The following is a 13,534-nucleotide window of genomic DNA, read 5'->3' on the forward strand; positions in this document are numbered from 1 at the left end:
CTTGGTGGGCAGCGGGTGGCCTTGTGCTAAACGGTCGGCGTGGATTGACGGAGATCAGCCCGGTCCCACGGTCACCGGCGGTCAGGAGCCCTGGATTCCCCGGCGAGACGCGGGCGTTGCTCGCCGGAAAGGCGCTGGCAACGGCGGAGCGGGAGAGGAGCCCGGTGAGGTTCGCCGGGGAGCCTTTCCGAGAGGGTCGGGCCGTTTCGGGTTGTGGTGGGTGTGTGGTGGCGGAAGGGGAGAAGAAGAGCGGGCCGTGGGTGGGCGGTTGCGGTCGCCGGGGTGCACAACCCGGCCCTCGGCACGCGCTCTCGCCGCGCGGTCACGTAAAACCGCAGGTCAGTGGAACTCTGGGTGTGGGAAGCCGTCTCGGGATCCGGGTTGTGACCCTTCAAGGCTCACGGACGGCTCTCCGCCCGGCGGCACCGACCCGAAACGCCCACCGAGGGCCCTGACCCACGCGAAATCGGCCGCCTGCGTGCGCAACCCGGCCCTCGGCACCTGCTCTCGCCGCTCGGTCCCACAAAACCGCAGGTCAGAGGACCCCCGGGGGGCGGGCAGCCGTCTCGGGATCCGGGGCGTGACCCTCCGGGCTCACAGACAGTTCTCCACCCGGCCGCGCCGACCCGAAACGCCCACCGAGAGCCATGACCCACGCGAAATCGGCTGCTTGCGTGCGCAACCCGGCCCCCGGCACACACTCTCGCCGGCCGGTTGCACAAAACCGCAGGTCAGCCCCAAAACAGCGGGTCCGAAGGCGTCCCGCGATCCGGATCGAGACCCGCCCAACCCACGGGCAGCCTTTCCGCCCGCGCACCCACCCCGAAACGCCCGTCGAAACGGCCCCACCCACTCGGGAAGGCTCCCCGGCGAACCTCACCGGGCTCCTCTCCCGCTCCGCCGTTGCCAGCGCCTTTCCGGCAAGCAACGCCCGCGTCTCGCCGGGGAGTCCAGGGCTCCTGACCGCCGGTGACCGTGGGACCGGGCCGATCTCCGCCGGTCCACGCCGACCGTTTAGCACAAGGCCACCCGCTGCCGATCAAAGCGCACCCGCCGGCCGCGACCGCCCGACCCACTCGGGGAGGCTCCCCGGCGAACCCAACTCGGCCGCCCTCCCGCTCCGCCGTTGCCAGCGCCTTTCCGGTGAGCAACGCCTGTGTCTCGCCGGGGAGTCCAGGGCTCCCGGCCGCCGGTGACCGTGGACCCGCGCCGATCTCCGCCGGTCCATGCCGACCGTTTAGCACTGAGCCTCCCGCTGCCCACCAAGTCGCGACCGCCGGCCGCGACCGCCCGACCCACTCGGGGAGGCTCCCCGGCGAACCCAACTCGGCCGCCCTCCCGCTCCGCCGTTGCCAGCGCCTTTCCCTGCAGGCAACGCGCGCGTCTCGCCGGGGAACCCAAGGCTCCTGACCGCCGGTGACCACGGAACCGGGCCCACCTCCGCCGATCCACGCCGACCGTTTAGCACAAAGCCACCCGCTGCCCACCAAGACGCGACCGCCAGCCGCAAGCGCCCGACCCATTCGGAAAGGCTCCCCGGCGAACCCAACCCGGCCGCCCTCCCGCTCCGCCGTTGCCGGCGCCTTTCCCGCCAAGCAACACCCACCTCTCGCCGGGGAGTCCGGGGCTCCCGGCCGCCGGTGACCGTGGACCCGGGCCCACCTCCACCGGCCCACGCCGACCGTTTAGCACAAAGCCACCCGCACCCAACCCCACCAACACCCGCCCGCAGGCGTCGACTTCGAGTATCCATACTCCCTCGACAGGGTTGACCACCTCGGCCGAGAGAGGCGGCCATGGTGCCGGCTTGCGGTGGTCAGGGAGCTGTTCGGGGAGCCGGGGCTGGAGCCGGGGCTGGGGCCGGGGTGGGGCTGGCTTGGATGAGTTGGGCGATTTCTCGGGCATGGGTGAATACGAGTCGGTGGTTGGTGGGGAGCCAGGTCACGGTGGGGGTGGGTGGGGGCTCGTGGAGTAGGCGTGCGATGCCGGTGCGCCAGAGGTGGTTGTGACGGGGGGTGCGGCCGTCCGTGCCGGTGCCGGCGATCGAGGTGGACATGATCATGGTTATGGGGCAGGTGATCTTGCGGAATCGGTCGAGGATTCGGGAGCGGACCACGTCGATTTGCAACTGTAGGTCGAAGATTTCCTTGGCGGTGGGTAGCACCTGACGCGGCGTGCCGATGGACTGCTCGATCTCACGCCGGGTTGTCGGGTCCTCTGCCATTGCGCGGAATTCCGGTAGGTCGATCTCGGTGATGAACGGTTCCGGCAGCGGGTTTGCCCCGTCGATGAGCACGAGTTCGGCGACGGCGTCCGGATGTTCGGCGGCGTAGTGCACGGCCAGGTCCGCGCCGAGGGAATAGCCCACGAGTATGGGCGGGACGGCGCGCCCGGGCTCCGACGCGGCGATCTCCGACATCACCGCGACGAGATCGCCGAGGAACGCCTCGAAGGTGTACCGATCGCCGGCCGAGGAGAGGCCGTGGCCCCGGAGGTCGAAGGTCACCACGTCGTGGTCGAGCCGCAGCAGCTCGATCAGTTCGTGTAGGTCGGCCTGGGTCGACATCAGCCCCGGGACCAGGACCAGCGGTCGTCCCCGCCCGCCCCGAGACACCGGAATCGTGACCCCGTCGTGGTGCACCGTGAACCGCCGGCCGGCCCGCTCCTCGTTGTCGTCGTACGCCCGGCCCGGCCCCGCAGCCTTGATCGCATCGTCGTCTTTCGTAGTCATGCCGACCATGCTGGGAGGTTGACCCTGCGTCAGGGTCAAATCCGATGGCATCGACCGCCCGTCGGCGACAGGATCAGGACGGTGGACAGCCTCTCGCGTGCGCCGTTGCCTCTGCCGGTGCGGGACCCTCGTGGCCGGGGCCTCGTCCTCGATTACGCGGACATGCAAGCCCTGCTTGCCGACCTCGTGTTGCCCAGGGAAGCGTCCATGCAGGTCATGAGCGCGTTGAGCGCGGCATATCCACGCCGCGACCTGACCGGACCACCCATCGGCCCTACGGCGGCAGAGCGATCCTGCCGAAGACCTCGCCGGCGCCCATCGTCCGGTGGGCGCACACGACCGGTCCAGAGTACGCAACTCGGATGCCATCGAGCGTAGTTCGCCCCGGCCTGCGGCGGCCAACCCTCCCGGCGATTCGCCGCGTTCGCGATCCGGGCCCCGCGACCCTCACCGGACCCGTCGCCGGCCCGCCCGGCACCCGCAGCACGACGCCGGCCACGCCGGACCACGTCAGCGAACCACCTCACGACGCCCGGCCGACCCGACGCCCGGTCGACCCGAGCGTGGGTCGGCCGAGCACAGGGCCGGCCGGCGCCCACGTCGTCCCGGGGTTCAGAACCGCCGGTTCGGCTTGCGGTTCTCGATCAGCTCGTGGGCGCGTTCCTCCAGAGACCGGTCCGGCTGCGGAGTCGAGCGAGCTGTGGCGCCATCCGCCGGAACGTCCGGCCTCGGCGGACCGGCACACGTGGCGCGGGAGCCGGGGAGCACGCCGTTGATCAGGTAGTCGTCGACCTTCTTCGTGACGCAGCCATTGCGGCCGTACAGGCTGTGCGTGCCCTCGTCGGTGACCGAGATCAGGTTGTCGTCCAGCTTGGCCGCCATCGCCGGGCCGCCGTCGTATTGGGTGGCCGGGTCGAACTCGGCCTGGACCACGACTCCGATCGGATAGCCCTTGCGCTTCAGGTCGGTGATCCGCTCCTGTGGTGTGAACGACCGGAACGTGCATTCGGTCGGCTCGGCCGCCGCCGCACCCCTGCCGTACGGGTACCGCTCGCGGAATATCCGCATCTGCTCGTAGTAGACGTTCGGGTCCGTGGGCCAGTCGGTCTCGCACGTCACCGCCTGGTAGGTGCCGTTGACCGTCGGCGGGATGGACCGTTCGGCCAGCACCGCAAGGGCCTTGGCCGCGTCGGCGGACAACGTTCCGCCGACCGCCTTCCTGATTTCGATGACCAGTTCGGCCATCAGCGCCCAGACGGCACGCGGAACGGTCTCGTAGCCCAGCATGGCGTCGAAGTAATTGCGGTCGATCTTGGGGTCTTCGGGATACCCGGGCGACGGCACCGGCTTGATCGCCAGTTGCTCGCCGATCGCGTCGAGATTGGCCATCACCCGGGTGAGCGAGTTGCCCAGGTGATACGTGTTGTCCCGCTCGGCCACCCAGCCGGCCCAGGCTTCGACGTTCTGCCGGGCCGCGACGGCCTGTTGCTTGAACTGCTCGTAGTAGAGCCAGTCCGGGTGCATCGACGAGTCCAGCACACTGCGGTTGAGCCGGCCGGGGAACAGGCTGCCGTACACGGCGCCGAGATAGGTACCGTACGAGAACCCGAGGTAATTGATCTTCTTCTCGCCCAACGCGGCCCGGATCAAGTCCATGTCCCGAGCGGTGTTCGCGGTGTTGACGAACGGCCGCATACCGCCGCCCGCCCGTTGGCACGCCTGTTCGCGTTGCAGCGCGGCGGCGGCCATCGCCGGGAACTGCGCGTCCGTCGGCCGGGTCGGTCGCGGGACGGATTGCTCCACCGCCTCGCAGTACAGCGGCGTGGACCGGCCCACCCCTCGTGGGTCGAAGCCGATCAGGTCGAAGCTGCCCGCGATCGCCTCCCCGGCCAGTTCGGTCGGTAACGCCAGCCCTTCGCCGCCGGGCCCACCGGGATTCACCAGCAGCACGCCCTGTCGCTTGGCCGGACTGTCGGCCTTGCGGCGGCTCACCGCGATGTCGAGCCGGCCGTCACCGGGTTTGCGATAGTTCAGCGGGACGGTCAACGTGGTGCAATCCAACCCGGCCCACCGCCTGTTCCACTCCTCCTGCGGAATGTCGGACGGGGGCGGTCCGGGAACACACCGCGCCCAGGACACCGACTGCCGGAGGAACGGGGCCAGCCCGGAATCCTCTGCCGCGGCGGGAACGACCGTCAATCCGAAGGCGACGGACATGCAGGCCGCCAGGACGGTGCCGCGACGCGATCTCGCCGGCCCAACTCGAACATTCACGAAGTCACGTTCCATTCAGGTGCGTTCGATGAGTTCGGACGGCTCTGAATGCTAATGACGATGGGGTTTCGGATTGATAACCATCACTGCCGGTGGTCAACGCAGGACGAACTCACGGCACAAAACGTCATGCCACAACGTTACGCCACAACGCCACGACACAAACGCCACGCCACAACCATCACGACACGATGTCCTTCCGCCCGAAGTGGCGGAAAGCCAACGCCAAAAAGACCACCGCATACGCGACCGAGACCGCGCTGCCCTTGATCATCCCGTCCCATTGCGGGTCCGTCTGGAGCACGTCCACCCACGCGAACTGCCAATGCGTGGGCAGGTAGTCGCGCCACGAGCCGAGCGCCGTCACCGCGTCCACGATGTTGGAGACCACCACCAGGCCGACCGCGCCGCCCACCGCGCCCAGTGGCGCGTCGGTGACCGTGGAGAGCCAGAACGCGATGCCCATCACCACGAGTTGCGCCACCACGCCGTAGACGACCACGACCGACATGCGCCCGAGCGCCTCGCCGGTCGGCAGCGACGCCCCCACCGGCAGGTCCAACGGGCCCCAGCCGAACGCGATCACGCCCGCGATCAACGCCATCAGCGGCAGCAGTACCAGGGCCAGCACGCTGTAGCCGAGCGCGACCACGAGCTTGACCCGCAGCAGCCGCGCCCTGGGCACCGGCGCGGCGAGCAGGTAGCGCAGCGAGGACCAACTCGCCTCGCTGGCCACGGTGTCGCCGCAGAACAGCGCCACCGCGACGACCAACAGGAAGCCGGTCGAGACGAACAGCGTGAACGCGGTGAAGTTGAGCGCGCTCTTGGTCGCCACGTCCACCAGCGTGGGCACCGCGTCGGGCGACGGGTCGCCGCCGATCTTGAACGCGGCGACCAGGATCCACGGCAGCGCGAGCAGCAGGCCGATCATGAACAGGGTGCGCCGGCGCCGGAATTGGCGTACGGCCTCGACCCGGATCGGCAACGTGTGGCGTGGCCGATAGCCGGGTGCGTGCGACGCGCCCGGGATCGGGTGCGCGCCCTCGTCGGTCGGCAGTTCGGGGAGCGTGCGGGTCATCAGGACTCCCCAATGAGCGTCAGGAACGCGTCTTCCAGGCGGCGGCGCGCGGTCACCCGGTCCACCGCGACACCCGCGCCGACGAGTTCGGCCACCAGCACGGAGGCCTGCGCGCCCGCGAGTTGCACGAGTACGCCGCCCTCCTCGGGTTCCACCGAGCCCACGCCCGGCAGATCCTTCAGGGTCGCGATCGCCAGGTCCGGCACCGGGGTGCCGATCACCAACGTGTTGCCGTTGCCGACGATCTCGCCGACCGGGCCGGAGGCGATCAGCCGGCCCCGGTGCATCACCACGACGTGCGTACAGGTCTGTTCGACCTCGGCCAACAGGTGGCTGGAGACCACCACGGTGCGGCCGGTGGCCGCGTAGCCGATCAGCACGTCGCGCATCGCCCGGATCTGCGGCGGGTCGAGCCCGTTGGTGGGTTCGTCCAACACGAGCAGGTCCGGCAGGCCGAGCATCGCCTGGGCGATGGCGAGCCGTTGCCGCATGCCCTGCGAGTAGGTGCGTACGTTGCGATCCAGCGCCTCGCCCAACCCGGCGATCTCCAGCGCCTCGTCGAAGTGCGCGTCCGCGTGCGGGCGGCCGGTGGCCCGCCAGTACAGCGACAGGTTCTCCCGCCCGGACAGGTGCGGCAGGAAGCCGGGGCCCTCCACGAACGAGCCGAGCCGGGACAACACCGGCGCCCCCGGGCCGACCACCCGGCCGAAGATCCGTATCTCGCCGCCGTCCGGGAGGATCAGCCCCATCAACATCCGCAGCGTCGTGGTCTTGCCCGCGCCGTTGGGGCCCAGCAGGCCGAGCACCTGGCCCGCCTCCACCCGGAAGGACAGGTCGTCGACGGCGAGCTTGCCGCCCTTGTACCGCTTGGTCAGTCCCCGGATCTGCAACGGCACCTCGGCCAGCGCCGGATCCGGTGCCGCGGCCGCCGCACGTCGACGCCCGGTGAGCAGCAGCGCGAGCGCGACCAGCACGGCGATCAGCGGCAGGCCCCACGTCCACCACGGGTAGCCGGTCGAGGCCACGTGCAACTGCGGCACCGACGGCACGGTCAACGGACCGGCGAGCGCGACCCGATAGCTCGCGGGCGCGCCCGGCGACGCGAAGCCCAGGTCGGTCGCGGTGAGCACGAGCCGCAGCCGGTGGCCCGAGTCGACCTGATGGTCGATCGCCGGCAACCGGATCTCCACATCCCGCCCGGCCGCGGCGCCACTCACCCGGATCGGCGCCGCGAGCTGGTGCGGCAACACCGTGCCGCCACCCGGCGCGACGTCGTACAACTTGGCGAACAGCACGATGTCGTCCGCACCGGAGACCCGCACCCGGGCCGTCGTCGAGCCGGTGATCCAGGTGCTCTGGTCGAACTTCTCGCTCTGGAAGAACGCGCTTTGTCCCGGCAGGTCGAACGCGATCCCGCCCAGGTCGCCCGCCCCCGACGCGAGCGCGCCCAGGCTGCCGGCGCCGGCCAGCAGGCCGAGCCCGGGCAGCCCGGACACCGAGGTCGGCGCACCCCCCGGCGGATTGGCCACGGTCTGCTCCGGCCCGGCCAGCGCGACGGCCCGCTGCCGGGTGCCGCCCAGACCGGGGTAGTGGCCGGTGTCGGCGATCCGCAGTCGCTGCTCACGCGTGGCGCTGTCCACCCCGCCGGAGCGGGTCACCCGGAACTCCCCGGCGGCGGTCGGCGTACCGGCCCGGGGCGTCGCCTGCGCCGGCTTCAGCCACCGGTCGAACCACCCGGTGACCCGATCGCGCACCATCGCGCTCTGCGGCCGGCCGCCGTCGTGCCCGCCCGCCGTCCACACCGTCTCCACCGGCGCGCCGTTGCGCGCGATCGCCGCGGCGTTGCGGTCGGCCTGGTCGAGCGGGAACAGCGAGTCGTTCTGGCCCTGGATCAACAACGTCGGCACCGCGATCCGGTCCGCCACCGAGGCCGGACTGGCCCGTCGGAGCAGGTCGATCGCCTGCGGCGTGGACCTCCCCCCGACGGCCACCTCGCGGTAGACCGCACACACCTGCTCGGCGAACCGTCCGCAACCGGTGTTCGCGTCTATCGGGGCCAGCGAGCCCAGCGGGTTCGTCCCGGACGAGAAGAACAGCCCGGCCCACATCTTCTTGAACACCCCGTCGGCCGGCCCCCCGCCCGCCGCGTTCGGCAACAGCGCGTCGGCGAGGTCGTGCCAGGTGATCTGCGGCGCGATCGTGTCCACCCGAGGGTCGTAGGCCGCGGTCAACAGCGCGAGCGCACCGCCGTAGGAGGCACCGGCGACGCCCACCCGCGGGTCGCCCGGCCCGTCCAGCCGCACCTCCGGTCGAGTCGCCAGCCAGTCGATCAGCGCCCGTGCGTCGGCCACCTCGTAATCCGGTTGGTCCAGCATGATCTGCCCGGCCGAGCCGCCGAAGCCGCGGGCCGAGTAGGTCAGCACCACATACCCCGAACGGGCCAACGCCTCCGCGTCCCGGCGCAACTCGGCCTTGCTGCCCCCGAATCCGTGCGCGAGCAGTACGGCGGGCGCCCGCCCGCGCACTCCCGGCGGCAGGAACAGCGTGGTGTCGATGCCGATCCGGGCCGGATCGCCCGGCCCGGCGGCGACGTCGATGCGCTGCTCGGTCGCGGGCACGGCCGCCGCCGGGTCGTCTCGGACCAGGGCGCCGACGCCCACGATCGCGACGATCACCACCACCAGGGCCAGGACACCGGCCAGGACACGTGATCGACGCGTGGTCAACCGCGAACGCGCAACGGCGAAGGGGCGGCCGAGTGCCGTCCGGAGGCTCATGCGCCGACCCTACGTGGTGCAACCCCGCAGGCCGGGCACAAGGGCCCCGCACAGCGGTCCGCCCGATCCGCCGAGGCCCCCGCGTCACACGACCGGACGCGTGCGACAGGTTTGGCCGGGCGCCCGCCGGAGGACATCCGTACAGTCGATCGCGGAGGTCAATTGTGCGCCTTGCCCTTTTCGTCACGTGCTTCAACGACACGCTCTTCCCGGAGACCGGCAAGTCCGTGGTCCGGGTGCTGCGGCGCCTCGGACACGAGGTGGAGTTCCCGTACGGCCAGGTGTGCTGCGGGCAGATGCACTTCAACTCCGGCTACCGCAAGGACGCGGTGCCGCTGGTGCGGTCCTTCGTGGACGCCTTCGAGGGCTACGACGCGGTGGTCGTGCCGTCCGGGTCGTGCACCGCGATGGTGCGCGAGTACCACGCGAGCGTGGCCCGGGAGGCGGGCGGCTCGCTGCCGGCCGGCGTCGCGCGGGTCGCGCCGAAGGTGTACGAGTTCAGCGAGTTCCTGGTCGACGTGCTCGGCATCACCGACGTGGGCGCCTACTTCCCGCACAGCGTCGCCTACCACCCCACCTGCCACTCGTTGCGCCTGCTGCGGGTGGGCGATCGGCCGACCCGACTGCTGCGCGCGGTTCGCGGCCTCACCCTGGTGGACCTGCCGCGCGCGGACGAATGTTGCGGATTCGGCGGCACGTTCGCGGTCAAGAACGTGGACACCTCGGTGGCGATGGGCGACGACAAGGTGAGCGCCGCGCTGGAATCGGGCGCCCAGGTGTTGTGCGCGGGCGACAACTCGTGCCTGACCCACATCGGCGGACTGATGTCGCGACACCACGCGGGCATCCGAGTGCTGCACCTCGCGGACATCCTGGCCTGCACCGAGGCGCTGCCGGACGTGCCGCCATACGCGCCGGCCCCGGACCGGGCCGGGTTCGCCGCCGGGCAGGCCCCGGGACCGGAGGTAGCGCGATGACCGCATCCGTACGCGGGGAACCCACATTCGTCGGCATGCCGCCGTTCCCCGAGGCCGCGCACGCGGAGTTGGCGAACGAGGTCCAGCGGGCCAACCTGCGCGCGGCCACGCACACCATCCGGGCCAGGCGCGACGAGGTGGTCGCCGAGCTGCCCGACTGGGAACTGCTGCGCCGCGCGGGCGAGGCGATCAAGGACGACGTGCTGGCCCGACTGCCCGGCCACCTCGAACGCCTGGAGGTGGCGGTCCGCGCGGCCGGCGGCGTCGTGCACTGGGCCCGGGACGCGGCCGAGGCGAACGCGATCGTGGTCGCGATCGCCCGGGCCAAGGGCGTGGACGAGGTGGTCAAGGTCAAGTCGATGGTCACCGAGGAGATCGAGCTGAACAACGCGCTGGCCGCAGCGGGCATCCACGCGTGGGAGACCGACCTGGCGCAGTTGATCGTCCAGCTCGGACAGGACCTGCCGTCGCACATCCTGGTGCCCGCGATCCACCGCAACCGGGCCGAGATCCGGGAGATCTTCGTCCGTGAGATGGGCGGGGTCGGTCGACCGGCGCCCGAGCACCTGACCGATGCGCCGGGTGCGCTGGCCACCGCCGCGCGCCGGCATCTGCGGGAGAAGTTCCTGCGCGCCAAGGTCGCGGTCTCCGGCGGCAACTTCGCGATCGCCGACACCGGCACGGTGTGCGTGGTCGAGTCGGAGGGCAACGGGCGGATGTGCCTGACCCTGCCCGAGACGCTGATCACCGTGCTCGGGGTGGAGAAGCTGCTGCCCACCTGGGGCGATCTGGAGGTGTTCCTGCAACTGCTGCCGCGCAGCTCGACCGGCGAGCGGATGAACCCTTACACCTCGATGTGGACCGGCGTCACCCCCGGCGACGGCCCGCAGGACTTCCACCTGATCCTGCTCGACAACGGCCGCTCCGACGTGCTGGCCGACCCGGTGGGCCGGCAGGCGCTGCGCTGCATCCGGTGTTCGGCGTGCCTGAACGTGTGCCCGGTGTACGAGCGCACCGGGGGGCATGCGTACGGGTCGGTGTATCCCGGGCCGATCGGCGCGATCCTCACCCCGCAGTTGCGCGGCATCGCGGCACACCGGGTGGACGCGCAGACCGCGTCGTTGCCGTTCGCCTCCTCGCTGTGCGGCGCGTGCTTCGACGCGTGCCCGGTGCGGATCGACATCCCCGAGGTGCTCGTACACCTTCGTACACAGGTTGTGGACGGCGGCCGCGGACCGCACGATCGGGCCGAGGAAGTGGGCATGGCGGCCGTGCGGTGGACCTTCGAGAAGCCGTGGCGGATCGGCTTCGCCCAGCACGTGGCCGGGGTCGGCGCGCGGTTCGCCCGGCACGGCGTGATCGGCCGGGTCCCGCTGCCGAAGCGGTTCACCGGGCCGGTGGGCGCGTGGTTCGCCGACCGGGACGCGCCCGCGCCGCCGGCCGAGTCGTTCCGCTCCTGGTACAAGCGCACCGACGGCGGTCTGGAGGAATGACGGTGGAGCGATACGAGGCGGACCGCGAGGCCCGTACGGTGATCCTGGACCGGCTGCGCACGGCCCTGGACGACCGGCCCAAGCCGCCGCCGGTGCGTCGGACGTATCGGCGCGAGCGCCCGGCGGGCCTGGACGTGGTCGGGCGGTTCGCCGAACGGGTCGCCGACTACGAGGCCACCGTGCTGCGTGTGCAGGACACCCGGGATCTGCTGCTGGGCACGAGCGAACTGCTGCGCACCGCCGGTGCCACCCGGCTGGCGGTGCCGCCCGGGAACCGGCTCGCCTGGCTGGCCCGGCTCGGCGTCGAACTGGTGGTGGACTCGCCCCCGTTGGACAACGACACGCTCGGCGAGATCGACGCGGTGGCCACCGGATGTGCGCTGGCCATCGCCGAGACCGGGACGATCGTCCTGGACACCGGCCCGGACCAGGGGCGTCGCGCGCTCACCCTGGTGCCCGACTACCACCTGTGCGTGGTGCGCGCCGCCCAGATCGTGGGCACCGTGCCGGAGGCGATCGCCCGGCTGGATCCGCGCCGCCCGCAGACCTGGATCTCCGGCCCGTCGGCGACCAGCGACATCGAACTGGAGCGGGTGGAGGGCGTACACGGGCCGCGCACGTTGCATGTCGTGCTGATCGGGTAGGGACGCCCCGGGCCCGGCCCGCGCCCGCCCCGCGCTTCGATAAGGAACAGGCCGGGCCGGCGGGCCGTTGTGGCCTTGGAACGCTCATCCAGGAGGCGACAGCGATGTCCGAGGCAGCACCGTCCGCAGATTCGACCGGCGAGTTTCGCGTCGAGCACGACTCGATGGGCGAGGTACTGGTGCCCGCCGCCGCCAAGTGGCGGGCGCAGACCCAGCGTGCCGTGCAGAACTTCCCGATCTCCGGACAGCGCCTGGAGCCCGCGCACGTCGAGGCACTGGCCCGGATCAAGGGCGCGGCGGCCCGGGTGAACGCCGAACTGGGCGTGCTGGAGCGGGACATCGCGGAGGCGATCGAACAGGCCGCGGCCGAGGTGGTGACCGGTCGGTGGGCCGACCAGTTCCCGGTGGACGTGTTCCAGACCGGCTCGGGCACCTCCTCGAACATGAACATCAACGAGGTGCTCGCCACCCTGGCCGGCGAGCGCCTGGGCCGGGACGTGCATCCCAACGACCACGTCAACGCGTCCCAGTCGTCCAACGACGTGTTCCCGTCCTCGATCCACATCGCGGCGGCGCTCGCGGTCACCCACGGACTGATCCCCTCGCTCGACCACCTCGCGTCCACCCTGGAATCGAAGGCGACCGAGTTCGCCGACGTGGTCAAGTCCGGGCGCACCCACCTGATGGACGCCACGCCGGTGACGCTGGGTCAGGAGTTCGGCGGCTACGCGGCGCAGGTGCGGTACGGCGTCGAGCGGTTGCACGCGAGCCTGCCGCGGGTGGTCGAACTGCCGTTGGGCGGCACCGCGGTGGGCACCGGCATCAACACCCCGCCGGGCTTCTCGGCGCGGGTGATCGCGGAGATCGCGGCCTCCACCGGATTGGCCTTCGTCGAGGCGCGCGACCACTTCGAGGCACAGGGCGCGCGGGACGCACTGGTCGAGTTGTCCGGGCAGTTGCGCACCATCGCGGTCGGGCTGAACAAGATCGTCAACGACCTGCGCTGGATGGGTTCGGGGCCGCGCACCGGGCTGGCCGAGATCCGGCTGCCGGATCTGCAACCGGGCAGCTCGATCATGCCGGGCAAGGTCAATCCGGTGCTCCCGGAGGCGGTCGGCCAGGTGGTGGCGCAGGTGATCGGCAACGACGCGGCGGTGGCCTTCGGCGGCGCGGCGGGCAACTTCGAGCTCAACGTGATGCTTCCGGTGATGGCCCGCAACCTGCTCGAATCGATCCGCCTGCTCGACAACGTGACGCGGGTGCTGGCCGATCGCACGGTCGCGGGCATCGAGGCGGACGTGGAACGCATGCGGGAGTACGCCGAATCCTCACCGTCGGTGGTCACCCCGCTGAACCGCTTCCTGGGCTACGAGGAGGCGGCGAGGATCGCCAAGCAGTCGCTGGCCGAGCGCAAGACGATCCGGCAGGTGGTGATCGAGCGCGGCCACGTTTCGGCGGGCCGGCTGACCGAGGCCGAGCTCGACACGGCGCTGGACGTGCTCGGGATGACCCGTCCGTGACCCCACGCGCGTCGCACGCGCGGCAACCGTGCGTACCCGC

Annotated in this window: 8 protein-coding genes; 4 read left to right on the forward strand and 4 right to left on the reverse strand. The window is 71.3% G+C overall.

The features are described 5' to 3' along the window. Positions 1-1,816: 1,816 nt before the first annotated feature. The 4 genes from ABZ374_RS24605 to ABZ374_RS24620 form a co-directional block, all read right to left on the reverse strand. Positions 1,817-2,731 (reverse strand): alpha/beta hydrolase, encoded by a 915-nt coding sequence (locus tag ABZ374_RS24605; protein WP_360314513.1) that lies wholly within the window; start codon positions 2,729-2,731, stop codon positions 1,817-1,819. A gap of 612 nt (positions 2,732-3,343) precedes the next feature. Next, complete coding sequence (locus tag ABZ374_RS24610; RefSeq protein ID WP_360314515.1) at positions 3,344-4,777, reverse strand: alpha/beta fold hydrolase; 1,434 nt, start codon at positions 4,775-4,777, stop codon at positions 3,344-3,346. Positions 4,778-5,186: 409 nt separating this feature from the next. Beyond that, positions 5,187-6,083 carry an ABC transporter permease subunit gene (locus ABZ374_RS24615; RefSeq protein ID WP_360314517.1) on the reverse strand — a complete coding sequence of 299 codons (897 nt, stop codon included), beginning with the start codon at positions 6,081-6,083 and terminating at the stop codon, positions 5,187-5,189. Beyond that, positions 6,083-8,860 (reverse strand): alpha/beta fold hydrolase, encoded by a 2,778-nt coding sequence (locus tag ABZ374_RS24620; RefSeq protein ID WP_360314519.1) that lies wholly within the window; start codon positions 8,858-8,860, stop codon positions 6,083-6,085. Before ABZ374_RS24620 ends, ABZ374_RS24615 begins: the two co-directional genes overlap by 1 nt. A gap of 164 nt (positions 8,861-9,024) precedes the next feature. On the opposite strand from ABZ374_RS24620, the gene ABZ374_RS24625 reads away from it, so the two are divergent. From ABZ374_RS24625 to ABZ374_RS24640, 4 genes are all read left to right on the forward strand, one after another. Next, positions 9,025-9,837, forward strand: a complete 813-nt coding sequence (locus ABZ374_RS24625; protein ID WP_360314521.1) for a (Fe-S)-binding protein — start codon at positions 9,025-9,027, stop codon at positions 9,835-9,837. Continuing rightward, the gene (locus ABZ374_RS24630; protein ID WP_360314523.1) at positions 9,834-11,330 is read left to right on the forward strand and encodes a lactate utilization protein B; all 1,497 of its coding nucleotides are present in this window, start codon (positions 9,834-9,836) and stop codon (positions 11,328-11,330) included. Before ABZ374_RS24625 ends, ABZ374_RS24630 begins: the two co-directional genes overlap by 4 nt. After that, positions 11,327-11,974: an LUD domain-containing protein gene (locus ABZ374_RS24635; RefSeq protein WP_360314525.1), complete on the forward strand. Its 648-nt coding sequence runs from the start codon at positions 11,327-11,329 to the stop codon at positions 11,972-11,974. The genes ABZ374_RS24630 and ABZ374_RS24635 overlap by 4 nt, the downstream gene beginning before the upstream one ends. 104 nt (positions 11,975-12,078) lie before the next feature. Further along, positions 12,079-13,494: a class II fumarate hydratase gene (locus ABZ374_RS24640; protein WP_360314527.1), complete on the forward strand. Its 1,416-nt coding sequence runs from the start codon at positions 12,079-12,081 to the stop codon at positions 13,492-13,494. The last annotated feature ends 40 nt before the right edge of the window (positions 13,495-13,534 follow it).

The organism is Embleya sp. NPDC005971 (genome assembly GCF_040629175.1).
Lineage (GTDB): Bacteria > Actinomycetota > Actinomycetes > Streptomycetales > Streptomycetaceae > Embleya.